The organism is Pantoea sp. V106_11 (assembly GCF_029967885.1).
Lineage (GTDB): Bacteria > Pseudomonadota > Gammaproteobacteria > Enterobacterales > Enterobacteriaceae > Pantoea > Pantoea ananatis.
On sequence record NZ_JASCAK010000037.1, the window covers coordinates 1 to 17,167 of the forward strand.

General features: G+C 56.6%; 14 protein-coding genes and 2 other RNA genes. 6 read left to right on the plus strand and 10 right to left on the minus strand.

From position 1 onward, the window contains the following. The first annotated feature begins 60 nt into the window (after positions 1–60). Positions 61–192: non-coding RNA, RtT sRNA (locus tag QLG08_RS18860), on the plus strand. 31 nt (positions 193–223) lie between these two features. Continuing rightward, a non-coding RNA gene (locus tag QLG08_RS18865) (RtT sRNA) lies at positions 224–354 on the plus strand. 163 nt (positions 355–517) lie between these two features. On the opposite strand, the gene QLG08_RS18870 is transcribed toward QLG08_RS18865, so the two are convergent. Then, positions 518–2,353 (minus strand): methyl-accepting chemotaxis protein, encoded by a 1,836-nt coding sequence (locus QLG08_RS18870; RefSeq protein WP_019106131.1) that lies wholly within the window; start codon positions 2,351–2,353, stop codon positions 518–520. 128 nt (positions 2,354–2,481) lie between these two features. Continuing rightward, on the minus strand, positions 2,482–3,924 hold the full coding sequence (locus tag QLG08_RS18875; RefSeq protein WP_014593202.1) for an AlkA N-terminal domain-containing protein: 1,443 nt from the start codon (positions 3,922–3,924) through the stop codon (positions 2,482–2,484). Between the two features lie 159 nt (positions 3,925–4,083). Between QLG08_RS18875 and QLG08_RS18880 the strand changes: the two genes are divergently transcribed. The 3 genes from QLG08_RS18880 (at position 4,084) to pnuC (ending at position 6,533) form a co-directional block, all read left to right on the plus strand. Then, positions 4,084–4,590 carry a methylated-DNA--[protein]-cysteine S-methyltransferase gene (locus tag QLG08_RS18880; RefSeq protein WP_072138644.1) on the plus strand — a complete coding sequence of 169 codons (507 nt, stop codon included), beginning with the start codon at positions 4,084–4,086 and terminating at the stop codon, positions 4,588–4,590. Between the two features lie 133 nt (positions 4,591–4,723). Continuing rightward, positions 4,724–5,785 carry a quinolinate synthase NadA gene (gene nadA / locus QLG08_RS18885; protein WP_238493092.1) on the plus strand — a complete coding sequence of 354 codons (1,062 nt, stop codon included), beginning with the start codon at positions 4,724–4,726 and terminating at the stop codon, positions 5,783–5,785. Between the two features lie 25 nt (positions 5,786–5,810). Then, entirely contained in the window at positions 5,811–6,533 is a 723-nt protein-coding gene (gene pnuC / locus QLG08_RS18890) for a nicotinamide riboside transporter PnuC (protein ID WP_028714947.1), read from the plus strand. On the opposite strand, the gene zitB is transcribed toward pnuC, so the two are convergent. From zitB to QLG08_RS18910, 4 genes are all read right to left on the minus strand, one after another. Further along, complete coding sequence (zitB, locus tag QLG08_RS18895; RefSeq protein WP_013025083.1) at positions 6,527–7,483, minus strand: CDF family zinc transporter ZitB; 957 nt, start codon at positions 7,481–7,483, stop codon at positions 6,527–6,529. The two genes, pnuC and zitB, sit on opposite strands and share 7 nt — an antisense overlap. Beyond that, a complete protein-coding gene (locus QLG08_RS18900) occupies positions 7,461–10,535 on the minus strand; it encodes a transporter substrate-binding domain-containing protein (RefSeq protein ID WP_110014980.1) in 3,075 nt (1,024 codons plus the stop codon). The genes zitB and QLG08_RS18900 overlap by 23 nt, the downstream gene beginning before the upstream one ends. Continuing rightward, complete coding sequence (locus tag QLG08_RS18905; RefSeq protein ID WP_015700728.1) at positions 10,517–11,098, minus strand: response regulator transcription factor; 582 nt, start codon at positions 11,096–11,098, stop codon at positions 10,517–10,519. Before QLG08_RS18905 ends, QLG08_RS18900 begins: the two co-directional genes overlap by 19 nt. 101 nt (positions 11,099–11,199) lie before the next feature. After that, positions 11,200–11,553, minus strand: coding sequence for a YbgS-like family protein (locus QLG08_RS18910; RefSeq protein ID WP_013025086.1), 354 nt, complete (start codon positions 11,551–11,553; stop codon positions 11,200–11,202). A 293-nt stretch (positions 11,554–11,846) separates the two neighbouring features. Here QLG08_RS18910 and aroG point away from each other — a divergent pair, with 293 nt between their 5' ends. Then, the gene (aroG, locus tag QLG08_RS18915) at positions 11,847–12,899 is read left to right on the plus strand and encodes a 3-deoxy-7-phosphoheptulonate synthase AroG (RefSeq protein ID WP_014606285.1); all 1,053 of its coding nucleotides are present in this window, start codon (positions 11,847–11,849) and stop codon (positions 12,897–12,899) included. A gap of 58 nt (positions 12,900–12,957) precedes the next feature. Here the strand turns inward: aroG and gpmA are convergent, their stop codons facing one another. The 4 genes from gpmA to galT all read right to left on the minus strand — a co-directional run bounded on the left by gpmA (position 12,958) and on the right by galT (position 17,079). Further along, the gene (gpmA, locus tag QLG08_RS18920) at positions 12,958–13,710 is read right to left on the minus strand and encodes a 2,3-diphosphoglycerate-dependent phosphoglycerate mutase (RefSeq protein ID WP_013025088.1); all 753 of its coding nucleotides are present in this window, start codon (positions 13,708–13,710) and stop codon (positions 12,958–12,960) included. A gap of 149 nt (positions 13,711–13,859) precedes the next feature. Next, positions 13,860–14,894, minus strand: a complete 1,035-nt coding sequence (galM, locus tag QLG08_RS18925; protein ID WP_015700727.1) for a galactose-1-epimerase — start codon at positions 14,892–14,894, stop codon at positions 13,860–13,862. Next, the gene (galK, locus tag QLG08_RS18930) at positions 14,888–16,036 is read right to left on the minus strand and encodes a galactokinase (protein WP_210453602.1); all 1,149 of its coding nucleotides are present in this window, start codon (positions 16,034–16,036) and stop codon (positions 14,888–14,890) included. Before galK ends, galM begins: the two co-directional genes overlap by 7 nt. Next, positions 16,033–17,079, minus strand: a complete 1,047-nt coding sequence (galT, locus tag QLG08_RS18935; RefSeq protein ID WP_064373422.1) for a galactose-1-phosphate uridylyltransferase — start codon at positions 17,077–17,079, stop codon at positions 16,033–16,035. The genes galK and galT overlap by 4 nt, the downstream gene beginning before the upstream one ends. Positions 17,080–17,167 lie beyond the last annotated feature (88 nt).

Consider the following 17,167-nt stretch of genomic DNA (forward strand, 5'->3'; position numbering starts at 1 on the left):
GGGCCGAGGCAATCCTGCACGACCCACCAATGTTGAAAGGCGCCCTAAAGGCGCCTTTTTGCTATGCGTAAAACGTGCTGGATGAGAACCTGCAGCAGGTTCGACTGAATCGCAGAGCGATTCAGGCTGATGCGTCAGCATTACCCGGAGGGCGAGGCCCGCCGGGCCGAGGCAATCCTGCACGACCCACCAATGTTGAAAGGCGCCCTAAAGGCGCCTTTTTGCTATGCGTAAAACGTGCGGGATGAGAACCTGCAGCAGGTTCGACTGAATCGCGGAACGATTCAGGCTGATGCGTCAGCATTACCCGGAGGGCGAGGCCTGCCGGCCGAGGCAATCCTGCACGACCCACCCATTCAGAAAAGCGCGCCCACCGGGCATTTCGTCAGGCGTGCAGTGCGGTTAAACGTGCGATAAGCGCCCGCCACAGGCCGACTGAATCATCCGCCTCTTTGCTGCCATCTGCCATAAAAAAAGCGCCCTGTGGGCGCTTGTGTGGCGTGAGACGTCGGCAGGATTAGCGTGCGGCGGTCTGGCCCGGTTCGAGATTGAACTGTTTCAGTAGCGTTTCGAGCCGCAGCGCCTGATCTTCCAGGGCATTGGCGGACAGGGCAGAGGCGGAGACCAGCGAGGCGTTTTGCTGCGTGGTGCTGTCCAGCTCCGATACCGCCCGGGCGATCTGCTCAATACCGCGGCTTTGCTCGTCAGAAGCCGAAGAGATCTCACCCACAATATGATTGACGCGGGAAATGGCATTCACCACCTGTCCCATTCTCTCGCCCGCACGCGCAACGCGGTTATTGCCTTCGGCAATCTGACCAACGGATGCACTGATGAGCTGCTCAATGTCTTTCGCCGCCTGAGCGCTGCGCTGAGACAGATTACGCACTTCGCTGGCGACCACCGCAAATCCGCGCCCCTGTTCGCCCGCCCGCGCCGCTTCAACCGCTGCATTCAGTGCCAGGATATTGGTCTGAAACGCGATGCTGTTAATGACGGCAGTGATCTCGGCAATTTTTTTGGAACTGGCAGAGATGTCGCCCATGGTTTGCACCACTTCACTCACCGCAGCACCGCCTTGTTCAGCCTGCAAAGAGGCTTCCGCCGCTATCTGGCTGGCATGGCGAGCGTTATCCGCGTTGTGCTTCACCGTCACGGTGAGCTGCTCCATGCTGGCAGCAGTCTGCACGACAGCCGCTGCCTGTTGCTCAGTCCGTGAGGAAAGGTTGTGGTTGTCGCTGTTAATACTGCTCGCCGCCTGGGAGACGGTGAAGACGCTGTCGCGGACTTCCTGAATCATCGTCCGCAGGCGGTGATTCATTGCGCCCATTGCACCGGCCAGCTTGCTAAGCTCATCACGGCCGCCCGGTTTGATATCGGCACTTAAATCCCCGCTGGCGATGCGCTCGGCCAGCAGCAGGTTGTTTCGGACAGGGGCGGTGATCTGACGGCTGATCAGCCAGGCGATGAGAATACCCAGTAGAACCGCAATGCTGACCGTCAGCAGCGTCAGATTAATTGAACCGTGGGTCAGGTTGCTGTTTTCAACTTTCATCTGCTGCAGAAGCATTTTAATGATGGCACTGCTTTTATCACCGTCCGTTTTAACGGCGCTTTCCGCAACGCTGAGTTCGCGAAAGCCTGCCGCGTAACGCTCACTGAGTTGTTTCACGTCAAGCGTTGCGCTCCACAGTGCGTTCAACTGCGTCTGTGCCTCCGGGGGCAACTGCGGTAATAAGGCGGAGAGGCTGGACTGAATCGTCCTGGCTTGCTGTTCAAGCTGCACCTGAAGCGTAGCGGCATTAACCGGGTCGTAGCGCAGTAACTGAAGCTGATCGCGTAGCTGGCTGATGGCGAGAAGCTGCTGGAACAGTACGCTGGCATCGGTCATCTGCGTTTTAATTAACGCTTCATACAGGGTTGACTGGCTTTGCATGTTGCGCTGATCGAGCTGTTTACCCGTGGCGGCCAACGTCTGGACTGCCTGGGTCATGGTGGTGATGCTGCTTTGAAAGTGACTGAGTTGACTGGCGATAGCCTGAAGTTCGGCCTGCTGTTCAGGCTGCCATGTGAACTGCTGAGCATCCTGAGTGAGCTGAGAGGCGTGGGCAATGTAATCTGCCATCACTTTGCCGGCTTTTTCATCCCCATAAAGCAGTTTGAGCCGGTTGACTTTGGCCTGAAAGACATCAATGTTGATATCGTAAATCAGGGTGCTTTGTTCATAAACATCACGAATATTTTTAAAGCGTAATACGCTGATACTACCCGAGCCCACCACTAACAATAAAACGAGTCCAAATCCTAAACTGAGTTTGTGCGCAATTTTTGTATTTTCTAACCGCAACCCCATGACTTCTGCCTCCTGCCCATGTCAACGATGTTAAGCCAAATTGGTTATCGGTTGCACAGGGCAGGAGTTTAGTAAGAACGCGGTTATTTTTTTGATAATGCAGAAATTATGAGCGCGCCGCGTAAGGCTTACAGGCTTTTCCAGATATGCATAACGGCATAGCTGCGCCACGGGCGCCACTGCTGCGAACGAACTTCTGCGGCCTTAGGTGTCAGGCCTCCCAGCTTATTGCGTATGGCAATATCCTCTTTGGGAAAAGCATCAGGCCAGCGCAGTGCGCGCATGGCGATGTAATGCGCGGTCCAGGGGCCAATGCCCGGCAGCGCGACCAGCCGCGTCATGATCTCATCAGGCGTGAGCGTAGCGTTAAAACGCAGGCTGCCCTCAACACAGGCACCTGCAAACGCCAGAATCGCTCTGGCTCGCGCGCTGACAATCCCAAGGCTGGCAATCTCATCGACCGTCGCCTGTGCGATGCGCTGTGGCTGGACAGTATAGCGGGACAGGTCCGGGAATGGCGTCGAGCAGGGCTCACCAAACGCCTGGGCAAAACGGCTGCTGAGGGTGGTCGCCGCTTTCACGGTGACCTGTTGACCCAGAATGGCACGGACGCCCATTTCAACGCTGTCAAACGCGCCAGGCACGCGCAGGCCGGGAGCGTCATGAAGGCTTTGTGCCAGCAGAGGATCCTGCTGCAGGTGAGCCGCAATTCGCTGCGGCTGCGCGTTCAGGTCGAACAGATCGCGCAGGCGGCGCAGGAGTGCAGGTAATACCGGCGTCAGGGACAGCGTGAACTCAACGCGGAGCGCATGCCTGGCCGGGAGCGGTGAAACGCTGACCCAGCCGCGATACTGACCCAGCGCCACGGTTCTGCGGTAGGTTTGGCCCTCAACGGCTTCAATCTCTTTCATCAACCGCAACTGCAGAAAATCCAGCATTGCCTGCCAGTCATAGGGCGGGCGATAGCTGAGCTGTAGTTGCATGGTATCGCCTGGCTGCTGTGTGGGTTGCGGCGCGGTTTTTCGCAAGGCGCCGGGTGTCATGCGATAGCGTGCCTGGAACACGTCATTAAAGCGCCGTAAACTGCCGAAGCCGCTGGCATAGGCAACATCGGTAACCGGGAGCGTGGTTTCAGTCAGTAACTGCTTGGCCAGCAACATGCGCCGTGTCTGTTTCAGCTCCAGTGGGGTAACGCCTAACTCCTGCTGCACAATCCGCCGCAGCTGACGGGCACTCATGCCAAACTCGGTGGCGATGTCGTCCAGTCCTGCGTGCTCTTCCAGCAACCCCTCTTCAATGCGCTGCACCAGACGGTCAGCGACTCTGTGGGCATTGTCGACGGGCGCATTACCGGGTGCCAGTTCAGGACGACAGCGCAGGCAGGGGCGAAAACGCGCTTTCTCCGCGGCCTCAGCACTGCTAAAGAACACGCAGTTTTTTTGCATCGGCGGCTTAACCGGACATATCGGACGACAATAAATGCCGGTTGAGGTCACGCCAACAAAAAACACGCCGTCAAAACGCGTATCCCGCGACGTTAACGCCTGGTAAGCCGTATCTGGATCAAACATGGTTGCTCTCCGGCAAATAGCGACAGCGTAGCGCTGGCGGATGAGATTGACTGGCTGTTTTCGGACAGCACATCAGTTTATTGTAATGACCGAAAACAGCCAGTTTGACGCTAAAAAAGTGCGATAATGCCCGACAGAATGATGATGGGAGGAAACAGCATGTATTACTGCAAACCTGTGACAACCCCGGTCGGCGAACTCACGCTTATCGCCAGCGATCGCGGTCTGTCGGCCATTTTATGGCAGGACGAAGTGCGCAGACATCCCCGCTTATGGCCGGTAGAACGCGACGATAACCATCCGGTGCTGCGCGAAACCGAAACCCAGCTGCACGAGTATTTCGCGGGGACGCGCCGGCGTTTTACCTTACCGCTGGATTTCGCCGGAACCGACTTTCAGATAAAAGTGTGGCAGGCACTGCTCACCATTCCCTTTGGCGAAACGCGCAGTTATCGACAAATTGCCGAGGCGATTGGTCATCCTGCCGCGGTGCGCGCGGTGGGCGCGGCGAATGGCCGAAACCCGCTGTCGATTGTGGCGCCCTGTCACCGAGTGATTGGGACGAATGGCAAACTGACCGGCTTTGCGGGCGGGCTGGCGGTCAAAGCCTTCTTACTCCAGCTGGAAGCGCCCCAGCAGGGGCTTGTCGGCCTCTCTTCATCGTAGCGAACAAATAAAACACGACACTCTGCCGCTTTTCCGCTATCTTGTTTAGCATATAAAACAAGATGGCGATATTTACGTCCTGTTGAGCCATAACTGGCGATTTTCGTTAATTTTACAGAACGAGAGCGGTGTCATGAGCGCAATCTTTGATCCAGAAAATGCTGTTTATCCTTTTCCCCCGAAGCCTGCCCGGCTGAACGACGAGCAAAAAACCTTTTATCGGGAAAAAATTAAAGCGCTGCTTAAGGCTCGCAATGCCGTGATGGTGGCGCATTACTACACCGATCCTGAGATTCAGGCCCTGGCAGAAGAAACCGGTGGCTGCGTCTCTGACTCGCTTGAAATGGCGCGCTTCGGCAGCCAGCATGCGGCCGGTACGCTGCTGGTGGCCGGCGTCCGGTTTATGGGGGAAACGGCCAAAATCCTCAGCCCGGAAAAAACCGTCCTGATGCCCACGCTTGAAGCCGAATGCTCGCTGGATCTGGGCTGTCCGATTGAGGAATTTAACGCCTTTTGCGATGCCCATCCCGATCGTACAGTCGTGGTTTACGCGAATACCTCGGCGGCGGTGAAAGCGCGCGCCGACTGGGTGGTCACCTCCAGTATCGCGGTGGAATTAATCGAGCATCTGGATAGCCTGGGTGAGAAGATTATCTGGGCACCCGATCGGCATCTGGGGCGCTACGTCAGTCAAAAAAGCGGGGCCGATGTGTTGTGCTGGCAGGGCGCCTGCATCGTCCATGATGAGTTCAAAACCCAGGCACTGCAGCGGATGAAGGTGCTTTATCCGGATGCGGCAGTGCTGGTTCATCCCGAATCGCCCCAGGCGATTGTGGATCTGGCCGATGCGGTAGGCTCGACCAGCCAGCTGATTCAGGCTGCCAAAAGCCTGCCGCATCCGCAGATGATTGTGGCGACCGATCGCGGCATCTTTTACAAGATGCAGCAGGCGGTGCCCGACAAAATATTGCTGGAAGCGCCGACGGCAGGCGAAGGTGCGACCTGCCGAAGCTGTGCGCACTGCCCCTGGATGGCCATGAACGGACTGCAAGCCATTGCCGAGGCGCTGGAGTCAGGTGGGCAGGCACATGAAATTCACGTGGACGCGGCGCTGCGTGAAGCCGCACTGGTGCCGCTGAACCGTATGCTATCCTTTGCTGCAAATCTCAAACATAACGTGAAAGGAAACGCGTAACGCGCGTCTTTGACAGGTGGCTGATATGGATTTTTTTAGCACACAAAATATTTTAGTGCACATCCCCCTGGGGGCCACGGGCTACGATCTCTCATGGATTGAAGCCATTGGGACACTGGCGGGCCTGCTGTGTATCTGGCTCGCCAGTCTGGAAAAGATCGTCAACTATGCGTTTGGTCTGCTAAACGTCACGTTGTTTGCGGTGATCTTTTTTCAAATTCAGCTTTATGCCAGCCTGCTGTTACAGCTGTTCTTTTTTGCGGCTAACGTTTATGGCTGGTACGCCTGGAGTCGGCAAACGTCTGATCATCAGGCCGAGTTAACCATACGCTGGTTACCGCGCGCAAAAGCCATTGGCTGGGCGGCTGGCTGCGTGATCGCGATTGCGTTTATGACGGTGTATATCGATCCGGTCTTTGCCTTTCTCACTCAAATGGCGGTGAGCCTCATGAATGCGGCGGGCTTTGCCGTGGCGATGCCGACGCTGCAGCCGGATGCGTTTCCCTTCTGGGACGCCTGCCTGATGGTGCTGTCGATTGTGGCCATGGTGCTGATGACGCGTAAGTACGTCGAGAACTGGCTGCTTTGGGTGATTATCAACGTCATCAGCGTGATGATATTTGCCCGTCAGGGGGTTTACGCGATGGCGCTGGAGTACGCTATTTTGACGTTGATTGCGCTCAATGGCTCAAGGATGTGGATAATCAGCGCACGAAAACAGGGTTCTCGTGCGCTGTCTGCTCAGTGATGATGTGCGTGCTCACCGTGCTCGTGATGGTGGTGAGCACCCTCAATCACCGGCGTGTTAAGCGCGCAGTCCGGTCCCACACAGGGCTGAAACTCCATCTGCACCGTCGCGTGTTCAATTTGATAATGGTCGTGCAGATAGGTGTGAATGCGGCGCAGTAAACCATCGTGATCGCGCGGCGGGATCACCTGAACGTGCAGCGTTAAAATCGGCTTCTCGCCCACCTGCCAGACATGCACATGATGAACATCGCGCACCTCTGCAATATTACGCTTCAGATCGCGTCTGAGCTTAGTCACATCCAGCGAATCAGGCGCGCCTTCCAGTAGCTCATGAAAACTCTCCCGCAGCAGCGCCCAGGCGTTACGCAGTATCAGCAGTGATACCAGAATCGACAAAATAGGGTCAGCAGGCGTCCAGTTCGTCAACAGAATGATGACCGCCGCGACGATGGCACCTACCGAACCCAGCAGGTCGCCCATCACATGCAAGGCGGCCGCCCGCACGTTGAGGTTCTTCTCTTCACTGCCGTGATGCAGCAGCCAGAATGAGAGAATATTCGCCAGCAGCCCGCCAATCGCAATGCCCAGCATCAGGCCGCCGGTGATGGGCTGCGGATGGGAGAAGCGTTCAATGGCTTCCCAGACAATCAGGAAGGTAATCAGGATCAGGGCAATAGCGTTAACAAAGGCGGCCAGCGTGGTAAGCCGCAGCAAACCAAAGGTATGACGATCGTTGGGTTTACGTTTGGCAAACTGTACGGCCAGTAATGCCATCAGCAGCGCGGCGGCGTCGGTCAGCATATGACCTGCATCCGCCAGCAGGGCCAGTGAGCCTGAAATCCAGCCGCCAATCACTTCCGCGACCATAAAGAGCGCCGTCACGGCAAAGGCCGCCATCAGGCGCTTACGGTTGGTGTCCTGACCGCTATGAGAGTGGGTGTGTGCCATAAGTATCCAGTTTGAGTAATAACCTGTCGGTCAATGATATCAGCAATTGCCATTCTGCTGAGCTGTCCTGCTGGTGCTTCGCCTTGTCAGACAGCTGCTGACAGAGCCTTGCCCCTTCTTCAATGCCAATCAACAGCCAGCTTCCTTTCATACGGTGTGCTGACTCGGCCAGCTGCGTCGCGTCACCGGCCTGGTGCGCGGCATACAGCTGTGCCCGATCTTTCTCCAGGGTATCACGTAATGTTTTACCCAGTCGGTTAAGAAATTTCTCGTTTTGCTGTGCAAGCTGCCACAGATTGTCCTCCACTGACGCGAGCGGATCGTCGCGGAAGTCTGCCAGTATCTCGCCGATATCCTGAAGCTGAACTGGTTTAATCAGCACGCGCTCGTTCGCAGCCAGCTGCACGTTAAGTAACTGCGCGTCGGCGGAACACAGCACCCGTCGCTGCCTGCCGCCACGCTGTCGTTGCCGACGGCGTAACAGGCGCAGCAGCAGCGTGCCATCAGGACGCGGCATCATCTGATCGATAAACAGCAGGTCGTAAGGGCAGCGCGCATCGGCCAGCAGCAGATCGCGGCCATGCTCAAAACAGTCAGCCTGAACAGCAAAGCGGGCAAGCTGCTGCTCCATGACGATCAGGTTGGTAGGATGATCGTCAACCACCGCCACGCGCAGCCCCGGAAAGCCCGGCAGGGCCGTCGGGTCGCTGTCAGGAACGGGATCACAGGGGATCAGTGGCAGCACGATCGTGACATCCGTGCCTTTGCCGGGTACGGAATGGAGTGCAATATCGCCGCCCATCCGCTGCACCATCTCCCGACAGATAAACAACCCCAGTCCGCTGCCCTGGACCGATACGGCTTTTCCCGACGGTGCCTGGTACCAGGGATCGAACAGTTTACGCTGCTCCTCTGCCGGGATGCCGCTGCCGTTGTCGCTCACGGTTAACTGCAACCTGTCCGTGGCCGACAGCGTCAGGCGAATCAGGCCCTGCCGGGTAAATTTAAACGCGTTGGTGATGAGATTATTCACGACCTGCTGCAGGCGATCGGCATCCATCATAATCGCGTCAGGCAGCGGGGTCAGGGCTTCAACCTGCAGCCGCGGCCCCTCCGGGCGCATCAACGGGTGGTAGAAATGGCGCTGCTGCGCCAGCCAGGGGGCTAGCGCCAGCGGACGGGGCGACAGGGCAAAACTGTTGTTTTCAATTCGCGCATGATCCTGCAGATCGTTAAGCAGCGTCATCAGTGACTGCGCGCTGCGGTGCAGCAGTTGCAGGTTGTCACTGGAACGCTGCTGTTTTTCCAGCTCCAGCAAGCCCAGTATCGCCTGCATGGGCGTGCGCAGTTCGTGACTGACCGTCGCTAAAAACTGGCTTTTCATCGCGTTGGCGCGTTCGGCCTGCTCACGCTGTTGACGGTCACGTCGCTGTTGCCAGTAACGTCGGGCAAGCAGCACCAGCAAAATCACGATGGCGACGCCGCCCGTCAACAATACGGCCACCGGCAGAACACGCATCGCCGCAACGCTGCCAGGTTGCGGTGGCATCGACCAGCGATCGCGCATCTGGTTTTGCGTATCGGCGGGGATCTGCTGCAATGCGCGATCCAGAAGGGAACGCAGCTCGGGCCGATCGGGCGCGATGCCCACCGCGATGGGCCACGCAATATCGCTGGCGGCAAAAGCCAGATGAATCTGCGGATCGTTGCGGCTGGCAATCCGCCAGCGCGCGGACAACACGTTATCCACTAAGGCATCAATCTGCCCGGTTGCCAGCGCATCGTACAGGCTGTTTCGGTCGCTGTAGCGTTGAACCTGCGCGTTCTCAGGAATAAGGCGTTGCGCCAGGTCATTCTGCAGAATTCCGATGCGCTTGCCTGCCAGATCGCTCCAGTGCGACCAGTCAGCTGGCTGGCGGATATAAATGCCCCACAGCGCGCGCCAGACCGGCAGGCTGGTACTTTGCGTTTCGCCGTTAAGCGGTTGCATCAGCTGTAACATCACCTGGTGCTGAGCGATCAGACTGGCGGCCTCCTGAGGGTTACTGACCCAGCGCGGGGTAAAACGTAATCCTGTGCTTTGGGCCACCGCGTTGAGCAGATCAATACCGTAGCCCCGCGCGGTGCCGTTGCTGTCACGGTAACTCCAGGGATAGTTATCCGCTTCAGCGGCGTAGGCCACAACCGGGTGGGCCGTTATCCACTCGCGCTCGCTGGCGCTAAGCATCAGCGTCTGCGTGTCCTGATAGCGGGGAAGACTGCTGCTCCAGCGCGCCTGCAGGGTACTCATCAGCTCGGCGGGAAGCTGGCGCAGACTCTCGTTCAGCCACGCGATAAGCGCCGGATCGCGCGCCACGGCGCGCAGGTTGAGCTGACCGGCATCGATGCCGGAAGCGATTTGGTAGATTTGTCCCTGTTGCAACTGACTCAACAGAAAACCCGCGCTGGTTTCATCCGCCACAACGTAATCGTTCTGCTGATTCAACAACGTATAGAGCGCCTGAAGATCGCTGCCGTAGGTTCGCCACTGATGACGGGCCGCCAGGGCCGGGGGCAGCTGGGCCAGCGTGAGATGACTGATAGCCAACTGAGCATTATGACTATTGAACATCACGGCACGCTGGTTCTGCTGATTGCGATAAATACGCAACGGACTGCTAAACCAGCTGTCGCTGGCGACCGTATTGGCTGGCAGGGGCGGGGCAATCATTCCCAAAGCAAAATCTATCCGGCCGTCCGTTAGTGCGCCTAATAAGTCAGCCTGAGTGGCATAAAGACTGAGCGTGAACTGCGCCCCGGTTAACTGGTGCAGCGCGGCCAGGTAATCGGCATCGATGCCGTAGAGATCGTTACCCACCCGCATTGTCCAGGGCGCATTATTCTCCTCCAGCAGGCCGACCCGCAAGACTTTGCCCTGCATCAGCTCGGCGCCTTTGACCGGCATCATCATTGGTAGACTGATGCTGCTGACCGGGCGCACATCGGCCTGCGCTAGCGTGGTAAACATCAGCAGGAACAGGAGCAGCCAGCGTCTCACTGCTGTGCTTTCCATAAATCAGCCAGCTCAACGACGGAGCGGGTGCCGGTTTTTTCCAGAATATTCTTTTTGTGAGTGCTGACGGTTTTGTTACTGATATGCAGCCGCTCGGCAATTTGCAGATTGGATAAGCCACTGGCCAGCAAAGCCAGTATCTGGCGCTCTTTACTGGTCAACGGCAGTTCCGGCTCGTCAGGACAGTCGGGGAAGGCGACGTGTCCACCGAGTACCGCCAGAATCGCGCTGAGTAACTGCTCCATGCGTTGGCTCTTCACCACATAGCCTGCCGCGCCCAGGGCCTGAGCGCGCCTGACGTAGTGGCTAGTTTGCTGGGCAGAATAAATCAGCACCGGGCAGTCGGGTAAATGGATCTTCAGGCGACGCAGGATCTCCAGCCCATCACCATCGGGCAAGCCGATGTCCAGCACGATGATATCGGGCGGAAGCGAGAGAAAAGCGCGGGCAGACTGTTCGCTGCAGGCGGAATAAAGTTGAAGAGGAATGGGGGATTTAGCCAATGCAGCTTCGAGTGCTACTTCAACCAGTGGATGATCGTCTATCAGAAGCAGTGAGGCCATGAACATTTCCCTGTCAAGTTAACAGGCTCAGCATAGCGGAAGTTGCGGCGGGATAAAATAAAGGAGAGCCAGGCTCTCCTTATCAGCTCAACAGTCAGTGATTACTGCGTGGTGCCGTCAGTTTTGGTATTAACGTGACCGCCACCTTTTTTGGTATGCACTTTTTTATTCATGTCAGGGCATTTGCCATCTTTACACTGCGTGTTCTTGTCAATTTCATCGGCAGTCATGTGTTTGCTGCTGGAGGTGCTGTCTCGGGTTGGAGAAGACATCTCAGTGCCGGTGTTATTAATTTTGCTGTTATCCACTTTGTTCGGTGGCAGATTCTCATTCGCGCCGCCGGCGACTGCGCCTGCTGCTGCGGCCTGGTTAGAGTTTCCGTTGGCAGCCATTGCTGCGCCACTGCCCAGAGTCATTGCTGCCGTCAGAAAAATTATTGCAAACTTATTCATCATTATGCTCCCGTTAATAAATGATATTTGCTGTCTCTAACCGCTGCCAGATAAGGTTCAGAGAAAAAGCGCCCTGAGCGAAATAAAATTTCGCTGGTTAGCTTAAAGACAGGTGTTAATAAAAGTAAGCCACCGTTCCTCAGTGATTACCTTTAAAAGTCTAGACGCATAACCCATTTATGCAAATTTCACGCATACATTATGCGCTCATCAGGAATTTACACCCTGTGCGCTTCGGGCTACATTGGCTGGGTTGTGTCCGGCGGGCGCCGGGCCAGAAATTATATGGAATGAGTATGAATTACCAGAACGATGACTTACGCATCAAAGAGATCAAAGAGCTCCTGCCCCCCGTAGCCTTACTGGAGAAATTTCCTGCCACCGAACGTGCAGCGCAGACCGTGTCTCAGGCTCGCCAGGCCATTCACCAGATTCTGACCGGCCAGGACGATCGCCTGCTGGTGGTCATTGGGCCCTGCTCAATTCACGATACGGAAGCCGCACAAGAGTACGCGGCGCGCCTGTTAACCCTGCGTGAGCAGCTTAAAGGCGAGCTGGAAGTGGTCATGCGCGTTTATTTTGAAAAACCGCGTACCACCGTTGGCTGGAAAGGGCTGATCAACGACCCTTACATGGATGGCTCCTTTCAGCTAAACGACGGCCTGCGCCTGGCGCGTAAGCTGCTGCTGGAGATCAACGATTCCGGCCTGCCTGCCGCTGGCGAATTCCTGGATATGATTACGCCGCAGTACGTGGCGGATTTGATGAGCTGGGGGGCCATCGGTGCCCGTACCACCGAGTCACAGGTTCACCGCGAGCTGGCTTCCGGCCTTTCCTGCCCGGTAGGGTTTAAAAACGGTACGGACGGCACCATTAAAGTGGCGATTGATGCCATCAACGCAGCCGGTTCACCGCACTGTTTCCTGTCAGTGACCAAATACGGTCACTCCGCGATTGTGGAAACCCGCGGTAACGGCGACTGCCATATCATCCTGCGCGGCGGTAAAGAGCCGAACTACAGCGCCAGTCATGTCAGCGCGGTGAAAGCCGGTCTGGAAAAAGCCGGGTTGCCTCAGCAGGTAATGATCGACTTCAGCCATGCTAACAGCAGCAAGCAGTTTCAGAAGCAGATGCAGGTGGCGGACGATGTGGCACAGCAGATGATCAACGGTGAGCGCGGTATTATCGGCGTGATGATTGAAAGCCATCTGGTTGAAGGGAATCAGAGCCTGGAAAGCGGCGAGCCGCTGGTCTATGGCAAGAGCGTCACGGATGCCTGTATTGGCTGGGCCGATACCGAAAAGGTGCTGCGTCAGCTGGCCGATGCGGTTATAAAGCGTCGCAGGTAAGCAGGGCGCAATAAAAAAGGGCCAGACATTGTCTGGCCCTTTTTGCACGGAAGCAAAATTACTTCGCTTTACCCTGATTGGCAACGGCCGCGGCTTTCGCTGCGATCTCGTCAGCATCACCCAGGTAGTAATGTTTGATCGGTTTGAAGTTTTCATCGAACTCGTACACCAGCGGAACGCCGGTCGGGATATTCAGTTCAAGAATCTCTTCTTCGCTCATGTTGTCCAGGTATTTCACCAGCGCACGCAGTGAGTTACCGTGGGCCGCCACGATCACTTTCTCACCACTTTTGATACGTGGCAGAATGGATTCGTTCCAGTAAGGGATCACGCGTTCGATGGTCAGCGCCAGGCTTTCGGTGGTGGGCAGCTGCTCAGGCTTCAGTGAAGCATAACGCGGGTCGTGTCCAGGAAAACGCTCATCGCTGCGGTCCAACTCTGGCGGAGTCACCGCGAAGCCACGACGCCACTGTTTAACCTGCTCGTCGCCGTATTTTGCGGCGGTTTCAGCTTTGTCCAGGCCCTGCAGCGCGCCATAGTGACGTTCGTTCAGACGCCAGGATTTCTCAACGGGCAGCCAGGCCTGATCCAGCTCATCCAGCACATTCCACAGGGTGTGAATGGCGCGTTTCAGCACAGAGGTGTAGGCGAAATCAAACACGAAACCTTCTTTCTTCAGCAGCTGTCCGGCTGCTTTAGCTTCGGTACGGCCCTTGTCAGAAAGGTCTACATCATACCATCCGGTGAAGCGGTTTTCGTTGTTCCACTGGCTTTCGCCGTGTCGCACCAGAACCAGCTTAGTTACAGCCATAGCTTAACTCCTTAATACTTGATGTTTCTGAGATAATGGAAACCTGCTGTCGCCAGCCCGTTGGCTGACCAATTGCGTTCTACCATAGCGGAAAACGGCGCACTGCGTAAGTCTGTCTGTGACGCACTGCGCGTTTTTCACACGGTGGCTCAGCGTGGTGTAAAGCGATAGCGCGTGACGGATTCCCAACGATCTCCCGGTTGCAGCCAGCAATCATCCTGTGGCCACTCGGGATGATTAGGCGAATCCGGTAAAAATTCACTCTCCAGCGCGATCCCCTGAAAAGCAGTATAGCTTTCCTGCTCCCGGGCGCGCGTGCCGGCCAGATAGTTACCGCTGTAGAACTGTAACGCGGGCGCTGACGTGGTCACGCTCAACTGGAGCTTGCCGTCCTCTGACCAGAGTTCAGCGGCAGGCTGGCTGCTATCGCCTGCACTGTTCAGCAGGAAAGCATGGTCATAGCCTTTAACTGCCTTCTGATCGTCATCGGCAAGAAAATCCTGCTCAATGCGTTTGGCCTGACGGAAATCGAAGCTGGTGCCGTCCACTGCCTTCAGTGGGCCGTTGGGAATCCCCTCGCTATCCACGGGCAGGTAACGATCGGCGTGCAGTTGTAACCGATGCTGGCGCGCATCACCATGATGCGCATCAAGATTAAAGTAAGCATGGTTGGTGAGACCGACCGGGCAGGGCTGGTCGCACTGCGCCTGATAGTGAATGGACAGGCAGTTATCGTCATCCAGCACATAGCGCAAATCAGCAATAAGGTTGCCCGGGTAGCCCTGATCGCCATCGGGCGAATCAAGACGATAATGCACTTCCGTTTCTGACTGACTGACAATTTGCCAGCGGCGTTTATCAAACCCTTCTGGGCCGCCGTGTAACTGATGTTCGCCCTGATTGGCGCTCAACGGGCGGCTGATTTTATTCAGTTTTGCGCCGGCAATACGGTTTGCATAACGGCCTACCGTGGCACCCAGATAGGCATCCTGATGCAGATAGTCGGAAGGGGTTGCACAGCCCAGCAGGGCTTCACGCACGTGACCGTCCTGCAGTGGGACTCGCGCCGACAGCCAGGTTGCGCCCCAGTCCATAAAGGTGGCAATCATGCCATTGGCATTACGTAATACGGTGATGCGCCACGGCTGACCGTCCGGCGCATGGGAGTTCACATCGTTTAGCATTGGCCCGCTCCTTCTGATGCTTTGCACACGTAGAAGGTCTCCTTGATGCCCGTTTTGGCTTCATACTGGCTGGCGACGGCGGCCTGAACCTGGTCTACCAGATCAAGCGGCATCAGGGCGACAATACAGCCACCGAAGCCACCGCCGGTCATGCGAACACCGCCACGATCGCCGATCTCGGCTTTAACAATCTCGACCAGGGTATCCACCGGCGGCACGGTAATTTCGAAGTCATCACGCATTGAGGCGTGAGATTCCGCCATCAGTTCGCCCATGCGGGCTAAATCGCCGCGAGACAGCGCCTTGGCGGCCTCCAGCGTACGGGCGTTTTCAGTGATGACGTGACGTACGCGTTTGACAACCTGCGGATCTAACTGAGACTCAGCCGCGTTGAACTCGGCCAGGTCGACATCCCGCAGCGCCTTTTTGTTAAAGAAGCGTGCGCCGGTTTCACACTGCTCACGGCGAACGTTGTATTCGCTTCCCACCAGGCTGCGACGGAAGTTGGAATTGATGATGACCACGGCAATATCGTCCGGCATCGAAACCGGTGTCGTGCCCAGCGTCCGGCAGTCCAGCAGCATGGCATGATCTTTCTGGCCCAGCGCGGAAATCAGCTGATCCATAATGCCGCAGTTACAGCCCACGAACTGGTTTTCTGCTTCCTGACCGTTGACCGCGATGGCGGCGCCGTCCAGTGCCAGGTTAAACAGCTGCTGGAAAACCGTTCCGACCGCCACTTCCAGCGAGGCGGAAGAGCTAAGGCCCGCGCCCTGAGGCACGTTGCCGCTAATCACCATATCGACGCCGCCAAAATCCGGTGCGCGTTGCTGAAGGTGCTTGACGACGCCGCGTACATAGTTCGCCCACATGGGTTCTTTTACGCTGGTAATCGGGGCATCCAGTGAAAAGATGTCCTGCGCCTGATCGTAATCCACGGCAACCACGCGTACCTGCCGATCGTCGCGTTTTGCACAGGCGATAACCGTTTGATAATCAATAGCGCAAGGCAGCACGAAACCGTCGTTGTAATCGGTGTGCTCGCCAATCAAATTAACGCGGCCTGGGGCCTGAATCGCGTGGGTAGGCGCATAGCCAAAAGTCTCAGTAAACACCTGCTGCGTGATGGTTTTTAAGCTCATTGTTTTGCCTCACGGAAATGAATATCGCTCACGGAACGCAGGCGTTCGGCTGCCTGTTCTGCGGTTAAATCGCGTTGGGTTTCAGCCAGCATCTCGTAGCCGACCATAAATTTGCGCACCGTTGCGGAACGCAGCAGCGGCGGATAAAAGTGGGCGTGCAGCTGCCAGTGTTCATTGTCGTCACCGTTGAACGGCGCGCCGTGCCAGCCCATGGAGTAGGGGAAAGAGCACTGAAACAGGTTGTCGTAACGGCTGGTCAGGCGCTTGATGGCACAAGCCAGATCGTCACGCTGCGCATCGGTCAAATCGGTCAGGCGCTTAACATGGGTTTTTGGCAGCAGCAGGGTTTCAAACGGCCACGCCGCCCACCAGGGCACCACGGCCAGCCAGTGTTCGGTTTCAACAACGGTGCGGCTGCCATCCTGCTGTTCACGCGCAAGGTAATCCACCAGCATCGGCGAGCCCTTTTGGGCAAAATAGCGGCGCTGCAGATCGTCTTCGCGCTGGGCTTCATTAGGCAGAAAGCTGTTGGCCCACACTTGTCCATGGGGATGAGGATTAGAACAGCCCATCGCAGCGCCCTTGTTCTCAAAGACCTGCACCCAGGGATAGTGCTGACCCAGTTCAGCCGTCTGTTCTTGCCAGGTGCGGACGACGTCCTGTAACGCGCTCAGTGACATTTCGGGCAGGGTTTTACTGTGGTCGGGCGAAAAGCAGATCACGCGGCTGGTACCGCGCGCGCTTTCGCAACGCATCAACATGTCATCACTTTCAGGCGCGTCGGGCGTATCCGTCATCAACGCGGCAAAATCATTCGTAAAAACGTAGGTGCCTTGATAATCAGGATTCACATCGCCCGTGATGCGCGTGTTGCCTGCGCACAGGAAACAGTCAGGATCGTGTGACGGCAGCGTATTCACTGCGGGCGTTTCCTGAGCCCCCTGCCAGGGACGTTTGGCACGATGAGGAGAAACCAAAATCCACTGATCGGTCAGGGGATTGTAACGGCGATGAGGATGATCGGCCGGGTTAAATTTTTCCATGTTGCATCCTGGTAAGCGTCAAAATTAAAAAGTCATCAAGAAAAAATAGCACATCGGGTGAGTCAAAAACGTGATCCAGTCTGGATAA

What these genes read in the sequence shown, in the direction of transcription:
- pnuC (WP_028714947.1), top strand. Translation starts at nt 5,811, where the DNA reads ATGGATTTTTTTAGCACACAAAATATTTTAGTGCACATCCCCCTGGGG.
- galK (WP_210453602.1), bottom strand. Translation starts at nt 16,036, where the DNA reads ATGAGCTTAAAAACCATCACGCAGCAGGTGTTTACTGAGACTTTTGGC.
- aroG (WP_014606285.1), top strand. Translation starts at nt 11,847, where the DNA reads ATGAATTACCAGAACGATGACTTACGCATCAAAGAGATCAAAGAGCTC.
- QLG08_RS18880 (WP_072138644.1), top strand. Translation starts at nt 4,084, where the DNA reads ATGTATTACTGCAAACCTGTGACAACCCCGGTCGGCGAACTCACGCTT.
- gpmA (WP_013025088.1), bottom strand. Translation starts at nt 13,710, where the DNA reads ATGGCTGTAACTAAGCTGGTTCTGGTGCGACACGGCGAAAGCCAGTGG.
- QLG08_RS18910 (WP_013025086.1), bottom strand. Translation starts at nt 11,553, where the DNA reads ATGATGAATAAGTTTGCAATAATTTTTCTGACGGCAGCAATGACTCTG.
- QLG08_RS18875 (WP_014593202.1), bottom strand. Translation starts at nt 3,924, where the DNA reads ATGTTTGATCCAGATACGGCTTACCAGGCGTTAACGTCGCGGGATACG.
- galT (WP_064373422.1), bottom strand. Translation starts at nt 17,079, where the DNA reads ATGGAAAAATTTAACCCGGCCGATCATCCTCATCGCCGTTACAATCCC.
- zitB (WP_013025083.1), bottom strand. Translation starts at nt 7,483, where the DNA reads ATGGCACACACCCACTCTCATAGCGGTCAGGACACCAACCGTAAGCGC.
- QLG08_RS18900 (WP_110014980.1), bottom strand. Translation starts at nt 10,535, where the DNA reads ATGGAAAGCACAGCAGTGAGACGCTGGCTGCTCCTGTTCCTGCTGATG.
- QLG08_RS18905 (WP_015700728.1), bottom strand. Translation starts at nt 11,098, where the DNA reads ATGGCCTCACTGCTTCTGATAGACGATCATCCACTGGTTGAAGTAGCA.
- QLG08_RS18870 (WP_019106131.1), bottom strand. Translation starts at nt 2,353, where the DNA reads ATGGGGTTGCGGTTAGAAAATACAAAAATTGCGCACAAACTCAGTTTA.
- nadA (WP_238493092.1), top strand. Translation starts at nt 4,724, where the DNA reads ATGAGCGCAATCTTTGATCCAGAAAATGCTGTTTATCCTTTTCCCCCG.
- galM (WP_015700727.1), bottom strand. Translation starts at nt 14,894, where the DNA reads ATGCTAAACGATGTGAACTCCCATGCGCCGGACGGTCAGCCGTGGCGC.